This is a genomic window from Streptomyces sp. NPDC051563 (assembly GCF_044454225.1).
In the GTDB taxonomy this organism is placed as follows: domain Bacteria; phylum Actinomycetota; class Actinomycetes; order Streptomycetales; family Streptomycetaceae; genus Streptomyces.
Window position 1 is genome coordinate 1 of the sequence record NZ_JBITDL010000059.1, and the last position, 22,142, is coordinate 22,142.

At 71.6% G+C, this 22,142-nt stretch carries 19 protein-coding genes; 13 read left to right on the forward strand and 6 right to left on the reverse strand.

The annotated features are described in order from the left end of the window. Positions 1-161: 161 nt before the first annotated feature. Entirely contained in the window at positions 162-926 is a 765-nt protein-coding gene (locus ACIA8F_RS38360) for a hypothetical protein (RefSeq protein ID WP_399385683.1), read from the forward strand. 44 nt (positions 927-970) lie between these two features. On the opposite strand, the gene ACIA8F_RS38365 is transcribed toward ACIA8F_RS38360, so the two are convergent. The 5 genes from ACIA8F_RS38365 to ACIA8F_RS38385 all read right to left on the reverse strand — a co-directional run bounded on the left by ACIA8F_RS38365 (position 971) and on the right by ACIA8F_RS38385 (position 6,239). Continuing rightward, positions 971-1,204 carry a DUF1049 domain-containing protein gene (locus ACIA8F_RS38365; protein WP_399385684.1) on the reverse strand — a complete coding sequence of 78 codons (234 nt, stop codon included), beginning with the start codon at positions 1,202-1,204 and terminating at the stop codon, positions 971-973. Positions 1,205-1,237: 33 nt separating this feature from the next. Then, entirely contained in the window at positions 1,238-3,340 is a 2,103-nt protein-coding gene (locus ACIA8F_RS38370; protein WP_399385697.1) for a prolyl oligopeptidase family serine peptidase, read from the reverse strand. Beyond that, positions 3,340-4,800, reverse strand: coding sequence for a M20/M25/M40 family metallo-hydrolase (locus tag ACIA8F_RS38375; protein ID WP_399385685.1), 1,461 nt, complete (start codon positions 4,798-4,800; stop codon positions 3,340-3,342). Before ACIA8F_RS38375 ends, ACIA8F_RS38370 begins: the two co-directional genes overlap by 1 nt. Further along, positions 4,793-5,626 carry a M55 family metallopeptidase gene (locus ACIA8F_RS38380; RefSeq protein WP_399385686.1) on the reverse strand — a complete coding sequence of 278 codons (834 nt, stop codon included), beginning with the start codon at positions 5,624-5,626 and terminating at the stop codon, positions 4,793-4,795. The genes ACIA8F_RS38375 and ACIA8F_RS38380 overlap by 8 nt, the downstream gene beginning before the upstream one ends. 169 nt (positions 5,627-5,795) lie before the next feature. Next, on the reverse strand, positions 5,796-6,239 hold the full coding sequence (locus ACIA8F_RS38385) for an SRPBCC family protein (protein ID WP_399385687.1): 444 nt from the start codon (positions 6,237-6,239) through the stop codon (positions 5,796-5,798). A gap of 219 nt (positions 6,240-6,458) precedes the next feature. Here ACIA8F_RS38385 and ACIA8F_RS38390 point away from each other — a divergent pair, with 219 nt between their 5' ends. The 3 genes from ACIA8F_RS38390 to ACIA8F_RS38400 all read left to right on the forward strand — a co-directional run bounded on the left by ACIA8F_RS38390 (position 6,459) and on the right by ACIA8F_RS38400 (position 9,777). After that, entirely contained in the window at positions 6,459-7,493 is a 1,035-nt protein-coding gene (locus tag ACIA8F_RS38390; protein ID WP_399385688.1) for an Rv2578c family radical SAM protein, read from the forward strand. Positions 7,494-7,628: 135 nt separating this feature from the next. Further along, positions 7,629-9,218, forward strand: a complete 1,590-nt coding sequence (locus tag ACIA8F_RS38395; RefSeq protein ID WP_399385689.1) for an alpha/beta hydrolase — start codon at positions 7,629-7,631, stop codon at positions 9,216-9,218. Positions 9,219-9,273: 55 nt separating this feature from the next. After that, complete coding sequence (locus tag ACIA8F_RS38400) at positions 9,274-9,777, forward strand: RidA family protein (protein WP_399385690.1); 504 nt, start codon at positions 9,274-9,276, stop codon at positions 9,775-9,777. Positions 9,778-9,803: 26 nt separating this feature from the next. On the opposite strand, the gene ACIA8F_RS38405 is transcribed toward ACIA8F_RS38400, so the two are convergent. Next, positions 9,804-10,370 carry a HEAT repeat domain-containing protein gene (locus tag ACIA8F_RS38405; RefSeq protein WP_399385691.1) on the reverse strand — a complete coding sequence of 189 codons (567 nt, stop codon included), beginning with the start codon at positions 10,368-10,370 and terminating at the stop codon, positions 9,804-9,806. Positions 10,371-10,762: 392 nt separating this feature from the next. Between ACIA8F_RS38405 and ACIA8F_RS38410 the strand changes: the two genes are divergently transcribed. The 9 genes from ACIA8F_RS38410 to pssA all read left to right on the forward strand — a co-directional run bounded on the left by ACIA8F_RS38410 (position 10,763) and on the right by pssA (position 21,921). Beyond that, entirely contained in the window at positions 10,763-12,583 is a 1,821-nt protein-coding gene (locus ACIA8F_RS38410; protein ID WP_399385692.1) for a 3-hydroxyacyl-CoA dehydrogenase family protein, read from the forward strand. A 187-nt stretch (positions 12,584-12,770) separates the two neighbouring features. Next, complete coding sequence (locus tag ACIA8F_RS38415; protein WP_399385693.1) at positions 12,771-13,598, forward strand: TetR family transcriptional regulator; 828 nt, start codon at positions 12,771-12,773, stop codon at positions 13,596-13,598. Positions 13,599-14,058: 460 nt separating this feature from the next. Then, positions 14,059-15,396 (forward strand): crotonyl-CoA carboxylase/reductase, encoded by a 1,338-nt coding sequence (gene ccrA, locus ACIA8F_RS38420; protein WP_383951638.1) that lies wholly within the window; start codon positions 14,059-14,061, stop codon positions 15,394-15,396. A gap of 31 nt (positions 15,397-15,427) precedes the next feature. Continuing rightward, positions 15,428-17,524 (forward strand): protein meaA, encoded by a 2,097-nt coding sequence (locus tag ACIA8F_RS38425; protein ID WP_399385694.1) that lies wholly within the window; start codon positions 15,428-15,430, stop codon positions 17,522-17,524. Next, positions 17,521-18,495, forward strand: a complete 975-nt coding sequence (locus ACIA8F_RS38430; protein WP_399385695.1) for an HpcH/HpaI aldolase/citrate lyase family protein — start codon at positions 17,521-17,523, stop codon at positions 18,493-18,495. The genes ACIA8F_RS38425 and ACIA8F_RS38430 overlap by 4 nt, the downstream gene beginning before the upstream one ends. Before the next feature lie 5 nt (positions 18,496-18,500). Then, the gene (locus tag ACIA8F_RS38435) at positions 18,501-19,013 is read left to right on the forward strand and encodes a MaoC family dehydratase (protein WP_053681718.1); all 513 of its coding nucleotides are present in this window, start codon (positions 18,501-18,503) and stop codon (positions 19,011-19,013) included. 4 nt (positions 19,014-19,017) lie between these two features. Further along, positions 19,018-20,223 carry an acyl-CoA dehydrogenase family protein gene (locus ACIA8F_RS38440; protein ID WP_399385696.1) on the forward strand — a complete coding sequence of 402 codons (1,206 nt, stop codon included), beginning with the start codon at positions 19,018-19,020 and terminating at the stop codon, positions 20,221-20,223. Positions 20,224-20,408: 185 nt separating this feature from the next. Then, complete coding sequence (locus ACIA8F_RS38445; RefSeq protein ID WP_266885018.1) at positions 20,409-21,065, forward strand: phosphatidylserine decarboxylase; 657 nt, start codon at positions 20,409-20,411, stop codon at positions 21,063-21,065. Positions 21,066-21,138: 73 nt separating this feature from the next. Beyond that, positions 21,139-21,921 (forward strand): CDP-diacylglycerol--serine O-phosphatidyltransferase, encoded by a 783-nt coding sequence (gene pssA, locus ACIA8F_RS38450; protein ID WP_267756791.1) that lies wholly within the window; start codon positions 21,139-21,141, stop codon positions 21,919-21,921. Positions 21,922-22,142 lie beyond the last annotated feature (221 nt).

Genomic DNA, 22,142 nt, shown 5'->3' on the forward strand with positions numbered 1-22,142 from the left:
GGGTCAGGGAGCGGGGTCTGGTGCCGTGGATCGCAAGGCGGAGGAGGGAGTCGACGCGGAGCGTCGGCGAGTGACGACAACGCGGCGAGGCGCGGTGCCAGGCCCCGCGAGCCCGGCCTGATCGACAAGACACCCCCTAGGGGGTGTGGCAGGATCCCGAGGTGATCATCACCCCGAACACCGAAGAGCTCGAAGAGCTGCTCCGCGCGGCCGCGTACAACAACGCCGCGTGGTGCGCCGCGGTCAGCCGCGGCGGCAGCTTCACCGCCCAGGCCTGGAGCAGCCCGCGGCGGACCCCGCTCTACTACCCGGACGCCGTGACCCTCACCCGGGACACCGATGCGGCCGCCCTGCTCGCCGGGATCGACACCGGTGCGCCGCACGCCTCCGTCAAGGACAGCTTCGCCGCGCTCGACCTGGCTCCGGCCGGCTTCGAGGTGCTGTTCGGCGCGCAGTGGATCCACCGCCCGGCCTCCGCTCCCGGCGCCGCCCCGGCCCTGGAGTGGAGCCGGATCTCCGGCCCCGCGGAGCTGGAGGCGTGGGAGACCGCCTGGGACGGCGAGGAGAGCACCGGACTGTTCCACCCGGGGCTGCTCGACGGGGCGGCGGAAGGCACCGAGGGCACGGCAGGCACCGCCGCGGAAGGCGCCGGGGAGATCGCCTTCCTCGCGGGGCGGGACACCGAGGGCCGGATCCTCGCCGGGGCCGCCGTCAACCGCACCGGCGAAGTGGTCGGCATATCCAACGTGTTCAGCGCCGACGGCACCCCGGACGACGAGGCCTGGACGGGGGCGCTGACCCTGACCGCCTCGCTCTGGCCGGGCCTCGCGCTCGTCGGCTACGAGTCGGGGGACGACCTCGACACGGCGCTGCGCCACGGCTTCACCGCCATCGGCCCGCTGCGCGTCTGGATCCACCCGGGCTGACCGCCGGGCCGGGGCGGGAGCGGCCGGTACCCGTACCGGTCCGGCTACTTGCGCCGTCGGGCGAGGTACGCGCCGCACAGCCCGCCGAGCACGGCGGCGATCAGCAGGGCGACGTAGAGCGGCATCGTCACCTGGGGGATCAGCAGCCGGATCTTGGTGGGGCGGGTGTTCTCGAAGATGAACACCAGGGTGAGCAACGCGAGCGCTGCGATGCCCGCGCGGCCCGGGGTGATCTGCCCGCGACCCTTGCCGCGGCTCTTGGACGTGGGAGAGCTCATGCTCCCATCGTCCGGCCGCGGCGTCCCGGGGACTCAGTCGGACAGGGCCAAACGGGGGATGTCCGGCCGCTCGAACCCGAACACCTGCGCGTACAGCGACAGCTCCGCCTCCAGGGCCCGGACCATCGTGTCCGCGCGCCGGAAGCCGTGGCCCTCGCCCTCGAAGGCCACGTAGGCGTGGGGCACCCCGCGCCCGCGCATCGCGGCCAGCAGCCGCTCCGCCTGTGCGGGCGGGCAGACCGGGTCGTCCAGGCCCTGGAGCAGGACGAAGGGCGCGGTGATCTCCTCGGCGCGGGCCACCGGGGAGCGCTCGCGGCTGAGCAGGGCCAGGGTCTGCGGGGGGCCGGCGAGGCCGTCGACGTAGCGGGACTCCAGGTCGTGGGTCTCGGCGGCGAAACCGGTCAGGTCCAGGACCGGGTAGATGATCGCCGCGCACGCGTACAGGTCGGTGGCGGCCAGCGAGGCCGCGGCCGTCCAGCCGCCCGCGCTGCCGCCCCGGATCGCGAGCCGGTCCGGGTCGGCGGTGCCCTCCGCGGCCAGGGACCGCGCCACGGCGGCGCAGTCCTCGACGTCGACGACGCCCCACTGTTCGCGCAGCCGTTCCCGGTAGGCGCGCCCGTAGCCCGTGGAGCCTCCGTAGTTGACCTCGACTACGCCGATACCGCGCGAGGTGAAGTAGGCGATGTGCAGGTCGAGCACGGGCGGTACGTGGTCGGTGGGGCCGCCGTGCGCCCACACCACGTACGGGGGCAGTTCGTCGGCCCGGGCGCGCAGCAGGGGGTGGTGCGGCGGGTAGACGTGGGCGTGGATCTCCCGGCCGCCCCGGCCGAAGAAGGTCCGGCTCTGCGGCTCCGGGTAGTACGCGGGGTCCTCCCGGTCGGCCGGTACAGGTGCGCCGCCCGGTACCGTTCCGCCGTCCGGTCCCGTTCCGCCGTCCGGTACCGGTGCGCCGTCCCGCCCCGTTCCACCGTCCGGTCCCGTTCCGCCGGAGGTCCGGCCGCCCACGACCCGGGCGTGGCCGGTGGCCGTGTCCAGCTCCACCACCTCGTACCCGCTGCGCGGGCTGGCGGCGACCCCGTAGACCCGGCCGCCGGTGACGGCGAGCGTGGGCTGCCAGGCCGTCCACGGACCGGCCGCGTCGACCAGGTCCCCGCTCTCCGGGTCGAGCACGCCGAGCACCGAGGAGCCCCGGCCGTGCAGGACGGCGACGAGCCCGTCGGGGAGCGCCGCGATCCAGCGCAGTCCGGGCTTCCACAGCGGTCCGCCGAACTCCTCTTCCCGGGGGCACAGGTTGACAGCCTCGCCCGTCTCACGGTCCACCCGGTACGGGTTCCACCAGCCGCCCCGGTCGCTCACCGCGAGGAGGTGTCCGCCGGTGGTCCACTCGGCCTGGGCGACGGCCTCCTCGGGTCCGCCGAGCACGGTACGGGGCTCCGCGAGGCGGCCGTCCGCGGTGACCTCGGCGAGCCTGAGCTCGGTGCCGTCCCACGGCATCCGGGGGTGGTCCCACACCAGCCAGGCCGCCTGCCGCCCGTCGGGGGAGAGCCGGGGCCCGGTGGTGAACCGGTACCGGTCGTCGGTCAACTCCCTTACCAGGGAACGGTCTTCCGCAGCCGAGCCGTCCAGCGGTACGGCGGCCAGCACCCGGCGCACATCGGTCGGCGCGGTCCCGGTGAACTCCTCCAGCACGCACCAGACTTCACCCTCGCGCAGCACCGGGTCGGCCCAGCGCAGCCCGCCGCCGACCGCCGAGACGGGGGTCAGGGCCCGCGGCGCGGGGCTGCCGGGCGCGTCCGGCTCGTACGCGTACAGCCGCTGATCGGGGAAGTGGACGAACACCACCAGCGGTCCGCCCAGGGGGCGTTCGGTGCCCACCCAGGGCAGTCCGCCGTACTCGGTGACCCGGCTGCGCACGTTCCACGGCGCGGGCAGCGCACAGACGGCGGGCCCGCCGTCCGCGGGTCTGCGGACCAGGGCGCGGCGGCCGCCTTCGGCCGGCCGGGGCACCGTCCACCACACCTCGGACCCGACCGCGCCGACGTACTCCGGCCTCCCGTCGAGGGAGGCGGCGAGCGCGGCGCCGATCGGCGAGGGCCAACTGCCGTAGGGGGCGGTCCCGTCGCCGCGCGAGGGCATCACAGCGCGCGCATGGCTCGGTCGAGGACGCGGACCCCGAAGTGCAGGGCGTCGACGGGCACCCGCTCGTCGACTCCGTGGAAGAGGGACCAGTAGTCGAAGCCGGGCGGCAGCTTGAGCGGGGAGAAGCCGTAGCCGGTGATGCCGAGCCGGGAGAACTGCTTGGCGTCGGTGCCGCCCGCCATGCAGAAGGGCACCACATGGCCCTCGGGATCGAAGGCCTCGACGGACTCGCGCAGGATCCCGTACGTCCGCCCGTCCACGGGGGCTTCGAGGGCCACTTCCCGGTGGTGGAACTCCCAGTGCACGTCGGGGCCGGTGAGCTCGTCGAGGGTGGCGATGAACTCGGCCTCGCCGCCGGGCAGCATCCGGCCGTCCACGTAGGCGGTGGCGGTGCCGGGGATGACGTTGAGCTTGTAACCGGCGCTGAGCATGGTCGGGTTGGCGCTGTTGCGGACGGTCGCCTCGACGAGGGCGCCGGCCGGGCCGAGCTTGTTGAGGATCTGGTCGAGCTGGAATCCGGGGGCCCGCGGATCGACCGGCATCCCCTGGAGGGCGGCGAGTTCGGTGATGCAGGCGGCGACCGTGTCGGTGAGCCGGACCGGCCAGTCGTGCTCGCCGATGCGCGCGACGGCGGCGGCGAGCCGGCTGACCGCGTTGGCCCGGTTGGGCTTGGAGCCGTGCCCGGCGGTGCCGGTCGCGGTGAGCTTCAGCCAGGCGGTGCCGCGTTCACCGGCGGCGATCGGGTAGAGGGCCTGACCGGGCCCGGCGTGCACGGTGAAGGCGCCGGACTCGCTGATGCCCTCCGTGCAGCCTTCGAAGAGCTCGGGGTGGTGGTCGGCGAGGAAGCCCGAGCCGTCGATCGCGCTGTCCTCCTCGTCGGCGGTGTAGGCGATCACGATGTCCCGGCGGGGCCGCACACCCGCCCGCGCCCAGGCCCGTACGACGGCCAGCACCATCGCGTCCATGTTCTTCATGTCGACGGCGCCGCGGCCCCAGACCACCCCGTCGCGGACCTCGCCCGAGAAGGGGTCCACGCTCCAGTCGGCGGCCTCGGCGGGGACCACGTCGAGGTGGCCGTGGACCAGGAGGGCGGGGGCGGTGGGGTCGGTGCCCGCGATCCGGGCCACCACGTTGGTGCGCCCCGGGGTCCGCTCCAGCAGCGCGGGCTCCAGCCCGATGTCCGCGAGCCGCTCGGCGACGTACTCGGCGGCCGGGCGTTCCCGGCAGTCGCCGCCGCCGCGGTTGGTGGTGTCGATGCGGATCAGGCCGGAGGTGAACTCGACGGCCTCGTCGAGCGCCACCCGGTCCACGGGCGTGCCGTCGGCGGGTGCGCTGCCGGCGGGTGCGCCGAGGGCGCCGGGGCCGGGAGCGCCGGGGCCGGGAGCGCCGGGGCCGGGAGTGCCGTGGACACGAGCGCTGTCGAGCGCCGCGGTCTCCGGCTCGGACATGTCAGCCATACTGTTCCTCCACCGCTGCCGAGACGATCGTGGTGACCGCCTTGAAGGTCCGGATCCCCTCGTACATCGTCCCGCTGGTGTAGCCGACCCTACGCTCACCCGCCCGTTCGACCCCGGGCACCACGGTGGCCGCCATCGCCAGGTGCTCGGCGTCGAACTCCACCTCCACCGCGAACGGTCCCCCGCGCACCGGTTCGTACCGGACGGCGAGGGCCGCGGCCTCCTTGGCGGCGGCCCGGATGTCGGCGGCCGTACGGGCCGGGGTGCGGCAGACGGCGGCGTAGCGCGAGACGTGGTCCTTGACGGCGACCGTCACCGCGCCGGGGGCGTAGCCGGCGGCGTCGGCGCAGGTCAGGTCGTCTCCGGTGACGAGGACGACCGGGACTCCGTACTCGGCGACCACGTGCGCGTTGAGCAGGCCCTCGCTGGCGCGGGTGCCGTTGACCCAGACCCCGGTGATGGAGTTGGCGAGGTAGGTGTGGGCGAGCACGCCCTCGGCGCCGGCTCCCGTGTGGTAGCCGAGGAAGGCGATGCCGTCGACGTCGCCGTGCTGGACCCCCTCGACCATGGAGAGGGACTTGTGGCGGCCGGTCAGCATCTCGACGCGGGCGTCGAGCTTCTCCAGCAGCAGGTTGCGCATGGTCCAGTGGGCCTCGTTGACGAGGACCTGGTCCGCCCCGGCGTCGTAGAACCCGAGGACGGCGGCGTTCACGTCGGAGGTGAACAGGGTCCGGCAGCGTTCCCACTGCGGGGTGCCGGGCAGCACGTCGGCGGGCCAGGTGACGCCGGTGGCGCCTTCCATGTCGGCGGAGATGAGGATCTTCATCGGGCCCCCTGGCGGTCGGTAGCGCTCAGGGCCCCACCCTAGCCTTCCGGCCTCGCGGGACCCCGGGGCCGCGCCTTGGGCGCGCCGGGGCGCGGGCGCGGCCCCGGGCCGGCTCATTTCACCCGATCCGGTGAGGCCGGGTCCCTGGCCTCACCGGCAACGGCCTTGCTCAGCCCTTGACTTCGGCGGCCAGGTTGGCGAGGAGGGTGTCGTAGATCCGGGCCAGGCCCTTGGGCGCGAAGGTGCGCTCGAAGAAGCCGCCGATGCCGCCCGCGCCGTTCCACACGGTGGTGACGACGGCCTTGGACTTGCCCTCGCCCGCGGGGGTGACCGTCCAGGTGGTGACCATGGAGGAGTTGCGGTCCTTCTCCACGAGCTGGCCGTCGGTGGGCTCGGTGACCTCCAGCAGGCAGTCGCGGACCCGCTTGCTCGTCGCCTGGAGCTTCCAGTGGACGAGGGTGCCCTCGCCGTCGCCGCCCTCGCGCACCTCGTACTCGCTGAAGTGCTCGGGCAGCAGCTTGCCCCGGGTCCCGGTGTAGTCGGCCAGCGCGTCGAACACGGTCTCCGCGTCCGCCCCGATGATGCGTTCCGTGGTGGCCTCGACCTGCGCCATGGCGTTCCTCCAGCAGTTGTGTTCGCTCGTCACCGCGAAGCCAACCACCTCCGGGGCGGGCGCCCAAATCCGGGTCGCGGGCGGCAGCGCACGCAGATGCGGGGGGTGTCCCGGATGTCGACTTCCCCGGCCCGGCCGCGGCTCCGACGGAGGCCGCCCCGCACGATCATGGGAACGTTTGTTCTATTCTCGGGGGCGAGCTACCGAGGGAGGCGCACCATGCGCTGGGACAACCTGACCGCGGGCCCGACGGGTCCGGCCGCGCTCTTCGGGGCGGACTCCGTCGTGACCCGGACTTTCGACACCCCCGAATTCCGCGGGATCACCTTCCACGAGGTCCGGGCCCGGTCGATCGTCAACCGGGTCCCCGGCGCCTCCCGGATGCCGTTCGAGTGGACGGTGAACCCCTACCGGGGGTGCAGTCACGCCTGCGTGTACTGCTTCGCCCGCAAGACGCACGGCTACCTCGACCTCGACACGGGCATCGGCTTCGACTCCCAGATCGTCGTCAAGACCAACGCCCCCGAGCTGGTGCGCCGCGAGCTCGCCTCGCCCCGCTGGACCGGCGCGCACATCGCGATGGGCACCAACGTCGACTGCTACCAGCGCGCCGAGGGCCGCTACCGCCTCATGGCCGGGATCATCGAGGCGCTGCGGGAGCGGGCCAACCCCTTCTCGATCCTGACCAAGGGCACGCTCATCCTCCGCGACCTCCCCCTCATCCAGGAGGCCGCCGCCGTCGCCGACGTCGGGATCTCCGTCTCCGTCGGCTTCACCGACACCGCCCTGTGGCGCACGGTCGAACCCGGCACCCCCTCCCCCGCCGCCCGGCTGCAGGCCGTCCGCACGCTCACCGATGCCGGCATCGAGTGCGGGGTGCTGATGGCCCCGGTGATCCCCTTCCTCGGCGACTCCCCCGAGCAGCTGCGGGCCACCGTCCGGGCCGTCGCCGGTTCGGGCGCCACCTCCGTGACACCCCTGGTACTCCATCTGCGCCCCGGCGCGCGCGAGTGGTTCACGGCCTGGCTGGGCGAGCACCACCCCCATCTGGTCGCCCGGTACGAGCGGATGTACGCGGGCGGCTCGTACGCCCCCACCTGGTACCAGCGGATGATCACCCGCCAAGTCCACGAGCTCGCCGCCGAATTCGGCATCGGCCCAGGCGGCCGCGGACCGGCCCGGCGGATCGTCGTACCGGAGCGGCCGGACGGGCCCGCGACCGCGCCGGGGCCGACCCAGCTCAGCCTGCTCTGAGCGCCCGTACGACCGTACGACCGACTGAAGGGTCATCACATCGGGCCAATCGGGGCCCCAATCCCCCCTTCCGGGCGCAGGTTCCGGGACGATTCCGCCCAGAACCCTCGGCTGGGAGGCCCCATGCTTCACCCGATGCTGCACCCGACGAAGAAGAGCAAGCCCGGTCCCGCCCTGCGGCGCGCCGCCGTCCTGCTCGCGGTGTCCACCATCGCCGCCGCCCTGGCGAGCCCCGTCACGGCCGCGGCCCCGGCAGCGGCCGCCCCGGCAGCCGAGACGCTGAAGTGGTCCAACTGCGCGACCTCCCGCTACCCGACGCTCCAGTGCGCCTCCCTCAAGGTCCCCCTCGACCACGACAGCCCGGCCGGCCGGCAGATCTCCCTCGCCCTGACCCGGGTCCCCCACACGGCCGCCCGTTCCCAGGGTCCGCTGCTGGTCAACCCCGGCGGGCCCGGCGGCAGCGGCCGGACCCTGGCCGGGTTCATCGCCTCCGCCCTGCCCAAGGAGGTCGCGGCCCAGTACGACGTGATCGGCTTCGACCCCCGCGGCGTCGGCAAGAGCGAGCCCGCCCTGGACTGCGGCGCGGGCCACTTCACCCCCGTACGGCCCGACTCCGTACCGCTGGACGAGGAGACCGAGCGGGCCAACCTGGAGCGGGTCAAGTCCTTCGCCGAGTCCTGCCAGACCAAGCACGCCGACGTCCTCCCGTACATCGGCACCGTGTCGGCGGCCCGCGACCTCGAAGTGCTGCGCACCGCGCTGCGCGCGGACAAGCTGAGCTACTTCGGGTACTCCTACGGCACCTACCTGGGCGCGGTGTACGCCAAGCTCCACCCCGACCGCGTGCACCGCCTGGTCCTGGACTCCGTCGTCGACCCGGCCGGGGTCTGGTACGAGGACAACCTCGCCCAGGACCAGGCCTTCGACTCCCGCCACAAGGCCTTCATGGCCTGGGTGGCCCGGTACGACTCCTCCTACCACCTCGGCACCGACCCGGCCGAGGTCGAGGCCCGCTGGTACGAGATGCGCACCGCGCTGCGCACGGCCCCGGCGGGCGCCAAGGTGGGCCCGGCGGAGCTGGAGGACACCTTCATGCCGGGCGGCTACTTCAACGGCTACTGGCCCCACCTCGCGACGGCCTTCGCCGCGTACTCCGTGGAGGGCGACCCGAAGCCGCTGGTCGCCGCGTACGAGAAGTTCGGCGCGGTGGAGCCCTCGGCGGGCAACAGCTACAGCGTCTACACCGCCGTGCAGTGCCGGGACTCGGCCTGGCCGCGGAACTGGAACCAGTGGCGGGCCGACATGTGGCGCACGCACGCCAAGGCGCCCTTCATGACCTGGAACAACGCCTGGTACAACGCTCCCTGCGCCTTCTGGCCGGGCGAGCCGCTCGAGGCACCGGACGTCACCAACGCGGCGCTCCCGCAGGCGCTGCTCTTCCAGGCGACCGAGGACGCGGCGACCCCGTACGAGGGCGCGGTGAGCATGCGGCGCAAGCTCGCGGGCTCGGCGCTGGTGGTCGAGGAGGGCGGCGGCAACCACGGCATCGCCCTGAGCGGCAACAAGTGCCTCGACGAGAAGCTGGCTTCGTACCTGCTGACGGGCAAGGCCGCGGACGCCGTCTGCCCCGCCCAGCCGGCCCCCACCCCCGTCCCGGCGACCCGGGCGGTCCCGCCGTCCGCGGGCGGTGCGGCACTGCACGGGCTGCTCGGCTTCCGGGGGTAGCCGGGAGGGGCCGGCGGGATAGGTGTGCGGGCCCGCAGCGGGCAGGATCAGGCCCATGGCTACTTCACAGGACAACCACCTCACCCGCATCTCCGCTCCGCAGGGCGTCGCCCCCGGCACCGGCTACAACCACGTGGTCTGGGGCACCGGACGGTTCGTCGCCGTCTCCGGACAGTGCGCCTTCGACGAGAAGGGCGAGGTGGTCGGTGAAGGCGACGCCACCGCCCAGGCCCGGCAGGTCTTCGAGAACGTGGGCCGGTGCCTCGCCGCGGCGGGGGCGACCTTCGACGACGTGGTGAAGCTGACGTACTTCGTCACGGACATCACCGACCTGCCGGCGGTACGCGCCGCCCGCGACGAGGTGTTCGCCCCGGACCGCCTCCCCGCCTCCTCGGCGGTCCAGGTGGCGGCGCTGTTCCGGCCCGAACTGCTCATGGAGGTGGAGGCCTTCGCGATCGTCCCGGAGCCGGCCGGAACCGAGCCCGACACCGGGACCGGTTTCCGCACCGGCGCCGCAGCCGGCTTCGGCACCGGCTTCAAGGCCGGCTTCGCCCGCTGACCCCGGTCGCACCCCCGGCTGACGGCCTAGGCGCCGAGCCCCCGCAGGGCCGTCGTCGCCGCCACCGCCAGCCTGGGGTGCGACTGGGCCCGGGTCAGGACCTCACGGGCCCGCTCGTCCGCCAGCGCGCCCAGCCCCTCCACACAGGCCAGGGCCACCCGCCAGTACGGGTCGTGCGGCGCGAGCAGCCGCGACAGGGTGCGGATCAGCGCGGGGGCCGACTCCGGGGCGTGCAGCGCCGCCAGCAGCCGGACCGGGTGCAGGGCGTAGGCCGTGCGCAGTTCGTTCGTGGCCAGCGCCGCCGCCGCGCGGGCGGTGCGCGGGTCCCCGAGGACGGCCAGCGCCTGCGCGGCCGCCTCGCAGCGCGGCGGGTCGCGGTGGTTGAGCAGCAGGACCAGGGATTCGAAGGCCCGGCTGTCTCCGGCCAGCCCCAGCCGGTACGCGGCCAGCTCGCGGGCCCACAGCGGCAGTCCGGCGGAGGTCAGCGAGGCCGCCAGGGCGTCCGGGTCCGCCGCGAGCAGGGCCTCGTACTGCGCCTCGTACTCCGGTGCCTGCGCGGCTTCGGCCCGCAGGCGCTCCAACACGTCGTTCACCCGGCCACCCTAGGGGGCCGCGACGGCCGACGCGCCGGGTTCCCCGACAGCCGGTTGATCGATGATCGATGATCGGTACATTTGGGCGGTACAGGTCACATCTGCGCGCTCTGGCGGACCAGTTGGCCACCGGCTACTGTCCCTACCACACGTACGGGGACGGCCTGGTGACGCAGCCTCCCCGCACCAGCCGGTTCTGCACCACACCACTCACGGCGTGACCCCGGGACAGGGTTCCGCCGTTTCCGCCCTCAGGGCCGCCTCCCTCCGGGGTTCTCCGGAATCCCCGGGACGCCCCCGGGCTTCTCCGCACGACTTCTCCGTACGGCATCCGCGCGCCGTGCGCCCCGTGCGCCCCCTCAGTCGTCACCCTCTTCCACTGGAGTCCCGCGATGGACCTTCCGTCCACGTCCAGTCAGTCGTCCCCCTCCCTCCCCGCCCTGCAGACCATCGCCGTCGTCGGTCTCGGCACGATGGGCTCCGGCATCGCCGAGGTTCTCGCCCGGGCCGGCCGCGAGGTCATCGGCATCGACGTGAGCGAGGCCGCCGCCCGCCGGGCCACCACGGCCCTCGCGGCGTCCACCGCCCGCTCCGTCGGCAAGGAGCAGCTCACCGAGCAGGAGCGCGAGGCGGTGCTCGCCCGCTTCCGCACCTTCTCCGAGCTGGACGCCGCCGCCGAGGCCGACCTCGTCATCGAGGTGGTCCCCGAGTCCTACGAGCTCAAGCAGCGGATCTTCCGCGAGCTCGACGCGATCGTCCGGCCCACCGCGATCCTCGCCACCGGCACGAACGCCCTGTCGGTGACGCGGATGGCCGCCGAGTCCCAGCGTCCGGAGCGGGTGGTCGGCCTGCACTTCTTCAACCCGGTTCCGGCGATGAAGCTGGTCGAGGTCGTCTCCAGCGTGCTGACGGCCCCGCCGGCCGTCGAGGCGGTCACCGCGCTGGCCCGCGAGCTCGGCAAGGAGCCCGTCGCGGTCGGCGACCGCCCGGGCTTCGTCGCCGACGGCCTGCTCTTCGGCTACCTGAACCAGGCCGCCGCCATGTACGAGGCGAAGTACGCCTCCCGCGAGGACATCGACGCGGCGATGAAGCTGGGCTGCGGCCTGCCGATGGGGCCGCTCGCACTGCTCGACCTGATCGGCGTGGACACGGCCCGCACGGTCCTGGAGGCCATGTACACGGCCTCGGGCGACCGGCTGCACGCCCCGGCCCCGATCCTGGGGCACCTCGCCGAGGCGGGCCTGACCGGGCAGAAGTCCGGGCGCGGGTTCTACACGTACGAGGCTCCGGGCAGCCAGGTCGTCGTCCGTGACCTGCAGACCCCGCCGGACGGGGACCTGGTCCGGGCGAGCCGTCCGGTGAACTCGGTCGGCGTGGCCGGTTCGGGCACGATGGCGAGCGGGATCGCGCAGGTCTTCGCGCAGGCCGGCTTCCCCGTGGTGCTGGCGGCCCGCAGCCAGGAGAAGGCGGATGCGGCGAAGGCCGCGATCGGCAAGTCCCTGTCCCGCGCCGTGGACCGGGGCCGGCTGACGGCGGAGGCCGCCGCCGCCACGGTGGGCCGGATCACCGCGGCGGGCTCGCTGGAGGCCTTCGCCGAGGTGGACCTGGCCGTGGAGGCCGTCGCCGAGGACCTGGAGGTGAAGCAGGAGCTGTTCCGGGCGCTGGACAAGGTCTGCAAGCCCGGTGCGGTGCTCGCCACCACCACCTCCTCGCTCCCGGTGATCGCGATCGCCCGCGCGACCTCGCGGCCCGAGGACGTGATCGGCATGCACTTCTTCAACCCGGCCCCGGCGATGAAGCTCGTCGAGGTGGTCCGGACCGTCCTGACCGCCGACGACGTGCACGCGACGGTCCGCGGGGTCTGCGGTCAGGTGCGCAAGCACGCGGTGGACTGCGGGGACCGGGCCGGCTTCATCGTGAACGCGCTGCTGTTCCCGTACCTCAACAACGCGATCAAGATGGTCGAGCAGCACTACGCGGGGATCGACGACATCGACGCGGCGATGAAGCTGGGCGGCGGCTACCCGATGGGGCCCTTCGAGCTCCTCGACGTGGTCGGCCTGGACGTGTCGCTGGCCATCGAGCAGGTCCTGCACAAGGAGTTCCGCGACCCGGGCCTGGCCCCGTCCCCGCTGCTGGAGCACCTGGTCGCGGCGGGCTGCCTGGGCCGGAAGACCGGCCGCGGATTCCGTGAGTACGCCCCCCGCCGGTAACCGGCGGCAGGCGCAGGAGCCCCCAGAGCAGGATGCGTGGGGAGGGCTGCTCGGGTCCGCCGGACCCTCACGGCGGACACACCCTCCCGAGGAGCACTGTGTGCCCAGTGCCGGCCCTCCCCCGCATCCCTTCCCCTCCCGCCCCCCTCGGGAGCGCTCTCCCGCGGGAATGAAGTACTTTCGCTCTATGTCCCAGCCCGCCAAGACCTCACCCCGCGCCTCCGCGGTCTCCGACGTCCCGGAGACCCCGGCCGGCACCAAGGCGGCCGCGCAGCGGCTCAAGATGCGCCGCGAGCTCGCGGCGGCCGCCATGGAGCTCTTCGCGAACAAGGGGTACGAGGCCACGACGGTCGACGAGATCGCCTCGGTGGCCGGGGTGGCGCGGCGGACCTTCTTCCGGCACTTCCGGTCCAAGGAAGAGGCGATCTTCCCGGACCACGACGACACCCTGACCCGCGCCGAGGCCGTCCTCGACGTGGCCCCGGCGCACGAGCACCCGCTCGACACGGTGTGCCGCGGGATCAAGGAAGTCATGAAGATGTACGCCGCCTCGCCGGCGGTGTCGGTGGAGCGCTACCGGCTCACCCGCGAGGTGCCGGCGCTGCGGGAGCGGGAGATCGCCTCGGTCGCCCGCTACGAGCGGCTGTTCACCCGCTACCTGCTGGCCCATTTCGACGAGACCGACCACCACGACGGCAACGACGACCCGCTGCTGGCGGAGGTGGCCGCCTCGGCGGTGGTCACGGCCCACAACCACGTGCTGCGGCGCTGGCTGCGGGCGGGCGGGCAGGGCGACGTGGAGGCGCAGCTCGACCACGCCTTCTCGATCGTGCGCAAGACCTTCGGTTCGGGGATCGGCGCGGGGCGCACGCTCAGCTCGGCGCCCGCGCCGGAGCCCGCCGCCGCGCCGGCCGCGGTGCGCACGCAGGGCGAGGTACTGGTGGCGGTGGCCCGTACGGACGCCCCGCTGGACGAGGTCATGCGGACCATCGAAGAGGCGCTCAGAAACAAGTAGGCGAGTCGCCCGGACACCTCCGGGCGACACATGTCACAGCGGCCGCTCCCGTTCCGGGGGCGGCCGCTTGCGTTTGTCCGAGTTGCCCCTACTCGCGGGTAACTCTGATCGATCATCGCTCATCCGTGCAGGTCAATCGGCAAATGAGAGAAAGTTTTGGCACGCGGTGCCTTGCTGAGTGACACGGGGTGCCATACGTTGAATCTCGTCCGGATGTCCCCGCGGCCCAGCCCACTCGGCACGGAACGCGCCCCGGATGCCTGCGTCACCAGGCCCCCGCACCGCCCCACCACAGGCACCGCGCAGCACCACCCCAGCCGAATCGACGGCGCCCCACACACATCGCTCCACACGCATCGCTCCACGCACATCGCCCCACCCCCCGCTTCGCCGCACCGCAGCTCAACGCACCCCGTTTCCCTCAGCGCACCCTCATCAGCGCACGGCCGGAGGCAATACCGTGAAGGACATCCTGGACGCGATCCAGTCCCAGGCCGCGACGGCCGCCGACTTCGCGGCCCTGCAGCTCCCCGACTCGTACCGCGCGATCACCGTGCACAAGGACGAGGCGGAGATGTTCGCCGGGCTCACCACCCGCGAGAAGGACCCCCGCAAGTCCCTGCACCTCGACGAGGTCCCGCTCCCCGAGCTGGGCCCGGGCGAGGCCCTGGTCGCCGTCATGGCCTCCTCGGTCAACTACAACTCCGTGTGGACCTCGATCTTCGAGCCGGTCTCCACCTTCAGCTTCCTGGAGCGCTACGGGCGCCTCTCTGAGCTCACCAAGCGCCACGACCTGCCGTACCACGTCATCGGCTCCGACCTCGCGGGCGTCGTCCTGCGCACCGGCCCCGGCGTCAACGCCTGGAAGCCGGGCGACGAGGTCGTCGCGCACTGCCTGTCGGTCGAGCTGGAGTCCTCGGACGGCCACAACGACACGATGCTCGACCCCGAGCAGCGCATCTGGGGCTTCGAGACCAACTTCGGCGGCCTGGCGGAGATCGCCCTGGTCAAGTCGAACCAGCTGATGCCCAAGCCGGACCACCTCAGCTGGGAGGAGGCCGCCTCCCCCGGCCTGGTCAACTCCACCGCCTACCGCCAGCTGGTCTCCCGCAACGGCGCCGGCATGAAGCAGGGCGACAACGTCCTGATCTGGGGCGCGAGCGGCGGCCTCGGCTCGTACGCCACCCAGTTCGCGCTGGCCGGCGGCGCCAACCCGATCTGCGTGGTCTCCTCCCCGGAGAAGGCCGACATCTGCCGGGCCATGGGCGCGACGGCGGTCATCGACCGCAACGCCGAGGGCTACAAGTTCTGGAAGGACGAGCACACCCAGGACCCGAAGGAGTGGAAGCGCTTCGGCAAGCGCATCCGCGAGCTCACCGGCGGCGAGGACATCGACATCGTCTTCGAGCACCCGGGCCGCGAGACCTTCGGCGCGAGCGTCTACGTCACCCGCAAGGGCGGCACCATCACCACCTGCGCCTCGACCTCGGGCTACATGCACGAGTACGACAACCGCTACCTGTGGATGTCCCTGAAGAAGATCATCGGCTCGCACTTCGCGAACTACCGCGAGGCCTGGGAGGCCAACCGCCTGATCTCCAAGGGCAAGATCCACCCCACCCTGTCGCGGGTCTACTCCCTCGAGGAGACCGGCCAGGCGGCCTACGACGTCCACCGCAACCTCCACCAGGGCAAGGTCGGCGTGCTCTGCCTGGCCCCCGAAGAGGGCCTGGGCGTGCGGGACCACGAGATGCGCGCCACGCACCTCGACGCCATCAACCGCTTCCGAAACATCTGAGACCCCTCAAAGGCCAAAGGGACAGCCTGAGATGACAGAGCGCCAGAAGGACCGTCCGTGGCTCATGCGGACGTACGCCGGCCACTCCACGGCCGAGGCGTCCAACGAGCTGTACCGCCGCAACCTCGCCAAGGGCCAGACCGGCCTGTCGGTCGCGTTCGACCTGCCGACGCAGACCGGCTACGACCCCGACCACATCCTCGCCCGCGGCGAGGTCGGCCGGGTCGGGGTCCCGGTCTCCCACCTGGGCGACATGCGGCGGCTGTTCCAGGACATCCCCCTGGAGCAGATGAACACCTCGATGACGATCAACGCCACCGCCATGTGGCTGCTGGCGCTCTACCAGGTGGCCGCCGAGGAGCAGGGCGCGGACATCGCCCAGCTCCAGGGCACCACCCAGAACGACATCGTCAAGGAGTACCTCTCGCGCGGGACGCACGTCTTCCCGCCCGGGCCCTCGCTCCGCCTGACGACGGACATGATCGCGTACACGGTCAACCACATCCCGAAGTGGAACCCGATCAACATCTGCAGCTACCACCTGCAGGAGGCCGGGGCCACTCCCGTCCAGGAGATCTCGTACGCGATGTCCACGGCCATCGCGGTCCTGGACTCGGTGCGCGACTCGGGCCAGGTCCCGCCGGAACGGTTCGGCGAGGTCGTCGCCCGGATCTCCTTCTTCGTGAACGCGGGCGTCCGCTTCATCGAGGAGATGTGCAAGATGCGCGCCTTCGGCCGCATCTGGGACAAGGTCACCCGCGAGCGCTACGGCATCGAGAACGACAAGCAGCGCCGCTTCCGGTACGGGGTCCAGGTCAACTCCCTGGGCCTGACCGAGGCGCAGCCCGAGAACAACGTCCAGCGGATCGTGCTGGAGATGCTCGCGGTCACCCTCTCCAAGGACGCCCGCGCCCGCGCCGTGCAGCTGCCGGCCTGGAACGAGGCGCTGGGCCTGCCCCGGCCCTGGGACCAGCAGTGGTCGCTGCGCATCCAGCAGGTCCTGGCGCACGAGAGCGACCTGCTGGAGTACGAGGACATCTTCGCCGGCTCGCACGTGATCGAGGCCAAGGTCGACTCCCTGGTGGCCGAGTGCCTGGCCGAGATCGACCGGATCCAGGAGATGGGCGGCGCGATGGCGGCCGTCGAGTCCGGGTACCTCAAGGGCGAGCTGGTCTCCTCGCACGCCGCGCGGCGGGCCCGGATCGAGGACGGCCAGGACAAGATCGTCGGCGTCAACTGCTTCCAGCAGACCGAGGAGAACCCGCTCACCGCCGACCTGGACGGCGCCATCATGACGGTGGACGGCGCCCTGGAGGCGCAGACCGTCGAGCGCATCGGCCGCTGGAAGGCCGAGCGCCAGGAGTCCTCGGACCGGCAGGGCGGCGGCGACCCGTTCGTCTTCCCCACGGTCATGCAGGCCCTGGACCGGCTCAAGGAGGCCGCCGCCGGGGACGAGAACCTGATGGAGGCCACCCTGGAGTGCGCCCGCGCCGGTGTCACCACCGGCGAGTGGGCCGGCGCGCTGCGGGAGGTGTTCGGGGAGTTCCGGGCGCCGACCGGGGTCTCATCGGCCCCGGTGGCCGTGACCGCCGAGGAGGGGACCCCCATGGCCCTCGTCCGCGCGAAGGTGTCCCGTACGGCCGACGAGCTGGGCTCCGGCCGGCTGCGCCTGCTGGTCGGCAAGCCCGGCCTGGACGGGCACTCCAACGGCGCCGAACAGATCGCCGTACGGGCCCGCGACGCCGGCTTCGAGGTGGTCTACCAGGGGATCAGGCTGACCCCCGAGGAGATCTCCTCGGCGGCCCTGGCCGAGGACGTGCACTGCGTGGGCCTGTCCATCCTGTCCGGCTCGCACAGCGCGCTCGTCCCCGACGTCCTGGAGCGTCTGCGCGCGGCGGGGGCGGGTGACATCCCCGTCGTGCTCGGCGGCATCATTCCGAATGCCGACGCCGTGGCGCTCAAGGAGGCCGGGGTGGCGGCGGTCTTCACCCCGAAGGACTTCGGCATCACGGAGATCATCGGACGTATCGTCGACGAGATCCGCCGGGCCAACAAGCTCCACCCGCTCGGCGACGCCGACGAGATCATCACCACTGACACCCTTGCAAGCACGGAGGTCCCCGCATGACCACGCCCTCTTCCCCGGTCAACCGGCTCCGGCCGCGCCGCTCCTGCCTCGCGGTGCCGGGTTCCAACCCCCGGTTCCTGGAGAAGGCCCAGGGCCTGCCGGCCGACCAGGTCTTCCTGGACCTGGAGGACGCCTGCGCCCCGCTCGCCAAGGAGGGCGCCCGCCACACGATCGTGGACGCGCTGAACCAGGGCGACTGGACCGGCAAGACCCGCGTGGTGCGCGTCAACGACTGGACCACGCACTGGACGTACCGCGATGTGATCACGGTCGTCGAGGGCGCCGGCCAGAACCTCGACTGCATCATGCTGCCGAAGGTCCAGGACGCCCAGCAGGTCGTGGCGCTCGACCTGCTCCTGACGCAGATCGAGAAGACGATGGGCTTCGAGGTCGGCAAGATCGGCATCGAGGCGCAGATCGAGAACGCCAAGGGCCTGGTGAACGTCGACGCGATCGCCGGCGCCTCGCCGCGACTGGAGACCATCATCTTCGGGCCGGCCGACTTCATGGCCTCCATCAACATGAAGTCCCTGGTCGTGGGCATGCAGCCGCCCGGCTACGGTGCGGACGCCTACCACTACATCCTGATGCGGATCCTGATGGCGGCCCGCATGCACGACCTCCAGGCGATCGACGGCCCCTTCCTCCAGATCAAGAACGTCGACGGCTACCGCGAGGTCGCCGGGCGCGCGGCCGCCCTGGGCTTCGACGGCAAGTGGGTGCTGCACCCCGGCCAGGTCGACGCCGCCAACGAGGTCTTCTCCCCCTCGCAGGAGGACTACGACCACGCCGAGCTGATCCTCGACGCGTACGACTGGTGCACCTCCGAGGCCGGCGGCAAGAAGGGCTCGGCGATGCTCGGCGACGAGATGATCGACGAGGCCAGCCGCAAGATGGCGCTGGTCATCTCGGGCAAGGGCCGCGCCGCCGGCATGCAGCGCACCACCAAGTTCGAGATCCCGGAAGGCTGATCGGCATGCAGTTCGGACGCACCTACGAAGAGTTCGAGATCGGCGCGGTCTACAAGCACTGGCCCGGAAAGACGGTCACCGAGTACGACGACCACCTCTTCTGCCTGCTGACCATGAACCACCACCCGCTCCACATGGACAGCAACTACGCCGAGAACACGACCGACTTCGGCAAGAACGTCGTCGTGGGCAACTACATCTACTCGCTGCTGCTGGGCATGTCCGTGCCGGACGTCTCCGGCAAGGCCATCGCCAACCTGGAGATCGAGTCGCTGCGGCACGTGGCACCGACCTTCCACGGCGACACGATCTACGGCGAGACCACCGTCCTCGACAAGACCCCGTCGAAGTCGAAGAACGACCGCGGCATCGTCTACGTGGAGACCAAGGGCTACAAGCAGGACGGCACCCTCGTCTGCGTCTTCCGGCGCAAGGTGATGGTCCCGACCGAGACGTACATCAAGGAGCGCGGCGGCGAGCAGCCCGGCCGCCCCACGCTGAAGGAACAGGGGAAGTAGAACCATGAGCCGACTTGCCCAGACCGCCGGCCTGACGGACGACCAGAGGGACATCCTCAAGACCGTCCGGGAGTTCGTCGACAAGGAGATCATCCCGGTCGCGACCGAGCTGGAGCACCGGGACGAGTACCCGCAGCAGATCGTCGACGGCCTCAAGGAACTCGGCCTCTTCGGCCTGATGATCCCGGAGGAGTACGGCGGCCTGGGTGAGTCGCTCCTCACCTACGCGCTGTGCGTCGAGGAGATCGCGCGCGGCTGGATGTCCGTCTCGGGCATCATCAACACGCACTTCATCGTGGCGTACATGCTCAAGCAGCACGGCACCCAGGAGCAGCGGGAGCACTTCCTCCCGCGGATGGCGCTGGGCGAGGTGCGCGGCGCGTTCTCGATGTCCGAGCCGGGGCTGGGCTCGGATGTGTCGGCCATCACCTCCAAGGCGGTGAAGGACGGCGACGAGTACGTCCTGAACGGCCAGAAGATGTGGCTGACGAACGGCGGCACGTCCACGCTGGTGGCCGTTCTGGTGCGCAGTGACGAAGGACACCCGGAGGGCACCGCGCCCCACAAGTCGATGACGACCTTCCTCGTGGAGAAGGAGGCCGGCTTCGGCGAGGTCCGGCCCGGCCTGACCATCCCGGGCAAGATCGACAAGATGGGCTACAAGGGCGTCGACACCACCGAGCTCATCATGGACGGACTGCGCATTCCGGCCAATCGGGTCCTGGGCGGGGCCACCGGCCGAGGGTTTTACCAAATGATGGACGGGGTCGAGGTCGGCCGTGTCAACGTGGCGGCCCGTGGTTGCGGTGTCGCGCAGCGTGCATTCGAGCTCGGTGTCTCATATGCCCAGCAACGTCACACTTTCGGCAAGGCCATCGCCGAGCACCAGGCGATCCAGTTCAAGCTGGCCGAGATGGCTACCAAGGTCGAAGCCGCCCATGCGATGATGGTCAATGCAGCACGCAAAAAGGACTCCGGGGAACGAAACGACCTCGAAGCAGGGATGGCGAAGTACCTCGCCTCCGAGTACTGCAAGGAGGTGGTGGAGGACGCGTTCCGTATCCACGGTGGCTACGGCTTCTCGAAGGAGTACGAGATCGAGCGTCTCTACCGGGAGGCGCCCATGCTGCTCATCGGCGAAGGTACCGCCGAGATCCAGAAAATGATCATCGGGCGACGCCTGCTCGAGGAGTACCGGCTCCAGGGCTGAAAGTCCCTTTTGGGGTAAATCATCCAGTGGTTTTCCGCGAAAGAGTCACTAGCAGTCACTGGCTCACGGTCATCGACTCGGCTTCTGGCTTGCCCAGTTGTTGCGCGCAACCGATAGCATTCCAGTAAAGCCGCCGTCCCGTCCCCCCGTTTGCGGCGCGGCATCACCCGCTACGAAGGTCATCCATGCCCCACAGCCAAACCTCTGCACCTCGCGTCGGCCTCCTCGGTGGACGCCTCGCGCGCGGAGCATCGCCGTGGCTTCTGCCGACCGTCGCCACCGCCGCCGTCAGCCTCGTCCGGGCCCGCAAGTCCGGACGCTGGGCGGCAGTGGCCGTGCCCACCACCGCGCTCGCGGCGGGCATGCTGTGGTTCTTCCGCGACCCCGAGCGTGAGATCACGCAGGGCCGGGTCATCTCGCCCGCCGACGGTGTGGTGCAGAGCATCATGCCGTGGAAGGACGGGCGCACCCGCGTCGCGATCTTCATGAGCCCCCTGAACGTCCACGTCAACCGGGCGCCCCTCGCGGGCACGGTGACGTCCGTGGAGCACGTCCCCGGTGGATTCGTTCCGGCGTTCAACAAGGAGAGCGAGAACAACGAGCGCGTCGTCTGGCACTTCGACACCGAACTCGGCGACATCGAGATGGTGCAGATCGCCGGCGCCGTCGCCCGTCGCATCGTCCCGTACCTGCCGGCCGGCACCAAGGTGGAGCAGGGCGAACGCATCGGTCTGATCCGCTTCGGCTCCCGCGTCGACATCTACCTCCCCGAGGGCGTCGAGGTCGCGGTCGAGGTCGGACAGGCCACCACCGCGGGGGTGACCCGAATTGACCGTGACTGAACCTGAGACCCCGGCGAACCCGGCGTCCGGCTGGGTGCCCGAGGGCTCCGAGGAGGAGTCCGCCGAGGACGACATGCCGCTGTCACTGCGGCTGTCGATAGCGGACACCCTCACCCTCGGCAACGCGACGTGCGGATTCATGGCGGTGTACTTCACCACCACCGGAATCCTCATTCCGCACCTCACCGGCAGCGGCGAGTCGGGCATGGCCCGCAGCAGCGCGGCCACGGCCGTGATACTGATGCTGCTCGCCGCGGTCTTCGACCTCTTCGACGGCATCGTGGCCCGCAAGCTGCGCAGCTCGCCGATGGGAGCTGAACTGGACAACCTGTCGGACCTGATCAGCTTCGGTCTGGCTCCTGCGTACTTCGTGCTCGTCTACGGCATGGTCGCCGACGACGCCGTACAGAAGATGTCGGCGCTGGCGGCGATCGTGGTTCTGCTGGCGGTCGTGCTGCGCCTCGCGAGATTCAGCTGCGTGACGATGAAGGACGGCATGTTCCAGGGCATGCCGAGCCCCTTCGGCGCGCTCACGGTCGTCTCGATCGTGCTGCTGGAGCTGCCGTTCATCCCGACCCTGCTGGCGATCGTCGGCGTGGCCTGGCTGATGGTGAGCCGGGTCGAGTACCCCAAGCCGCGGGGTGTCCTCGCGGTGGCGATGCTCAGCTGGATCGTCGCGGCGATGGGGCTGCTGGCCGCGTGGGCGTTCGACGCGCCGGGCGGCGGGCTGCTGCTCCAGACCGGCTGCGCGCTGCAGATCGCTCTGGCGGCGACCATCCCGCTGTTCGCGACGACCCGTCGCGCGAACACGTTCCGCCACAACCGCCGCGAGGCGAGGGCCACCCAGGCCCCGTAACCCGGCCACACGCGCACGCAAGGGCCCCCGACCGCCACCAGGCGACCGGGGGCCCTTCCGCATCCCCCGGCTGCCCCTACGCCGCTGCGCGGGGCCGAAGTCCCCTACCCGCCCTTCGCCCGTTCCCTGGGGCTCCGCCCCAGACCCCGCTCCTCAAACGCCGGAGGGGCTGGATTGTGCCGCTGCGCGGCACACCAGCCCGCCCCGCGCACATCCAGCCG

What these genes read in the sequence shown, in the direction of transcription:
- ACIA8F_RS38365 (WP_399385684.1), bottom strand. Translation starts at nt 1,204, where the DNA reads ATGAGCTCTCCCACGTCCAAGAGCCGCGGCAAGGGTCGCGGGCAGATC.
- ACIA8F_RS38370 (WP_399385697.1), bottom strand. Translation starts at nt 3,340, where the DNA reads ATGCCCTCGCGCGGCGACGGGACCGCCCCCTACGGCAGTTGGCCCTCG.
- ACIA8F_RS38375 (WP_399385685.1), bottom strand. Translation starts at nt 4,800, where the DNA reads ATGGCTGACATGTCCGAGCCGGAGACCGCGGCGCTCGACAGCGCTCGT.
- ACIA8F_RS38380 (WP_399385686.1), bottom strand. Translation starts at nt 5,626, where the DNA reads ATGAAGATCCTCATCTCCGCCGACATGGAAGGCGCCACCGGCGTCACC.
- ACIA8F_RS38385 (WP_399385687.1), bottom strand. Translation starts at nt 6,239, where the DNA reads ATGGCGCAGGTCGAGGCCACCACGGAACGCATCATCGGGGCGGACGCG.
- ACIA8F_RS38390 (WP_399385688.1), top strand. Translation starts at nt 6,459, where the DNA reads ATGCGCTGGGACAACCTGACCGCGGGCCCGACGGGTCCGGCCGCGCTC.
- ACIA8F_RS38395 (WP_399385689.1), top strand. Translation starts at nt 7,629, where the DNA reads ATGCTGCACCCGACGAAGAAGAGCAAGCCCGGTCCCGCCCTGCGGCGC.
- ACIA8F_RS38400 (WP_399385690.1), top strand. Translation starts at nt 9,274, where the DNA reads ATGGCTACTTCACAGGACAACCACCTCACCCGCATCTCCGCTCCGCAG.
- ACIA8F_RS38410 (WP_399385692.1), top strand. Translation starts at nt 10,763, where the DNA reads ATGGACCTTCCGTCCACGTCCAGTCAGTCGTCCCCCTCCCTCCCCGCC.
- ACIA8F_RS38415 (WP_399385693.1), top strand. Translation starts at nt 12,771, where the DNA reads ATGTCCCAGCCCGCCAAGACCTCACCCCGCGCCTCCGCGGTCTCCGAC.
- ACIA8F_RS38425 (WP_399385694.1), top strand. Translation starts at nt 15,428, where the DNA reads ATGACAGAGCGCCAGAAGGACCGTCCGTGGCTCATGCGGACGTACGCC.
- ACIA8F_RS38430 (WP_399385695.1), top strand. Translation starts at nt 17,521, where the DNA reads ATGACCACGCCCTCTTCCCCGGTCAACCGGCTCCGGCCGCGCCGCTCC.
- ACIA8F_RS38435 (WP_053681718.1), top strand. Translation starts at nt 18,501, where the DNA reads ATGCAGTTCGGACGCACCTACGAAGAGTTCGAGATCGGCGCGGTCTAC.
- ACIA8F_RS38440 (WP_399385696.1), top strand. Translation starts at nt 19,018, where the DNA reads ATGAGCCGACTTGCCCAGACCGCCGGCCTGACGGACGACCAGAGGGAC.
- ACIA8F_RS38445 (WP_266885018.1), top strand. Translation starts at nt 20,409, where the DNA reads ATGCCCCACAGCCAAACCTCTGCACCTCGCGTCGGCCTCCTCGGTGGA.
- pssA (WP_267756791.1), top strand. Translation starts at nt 21,139, where the DNA reads ATGCCGCTGTCACTGCGGCTGTCGATAGCGGACACCCTCACCCTCGGC.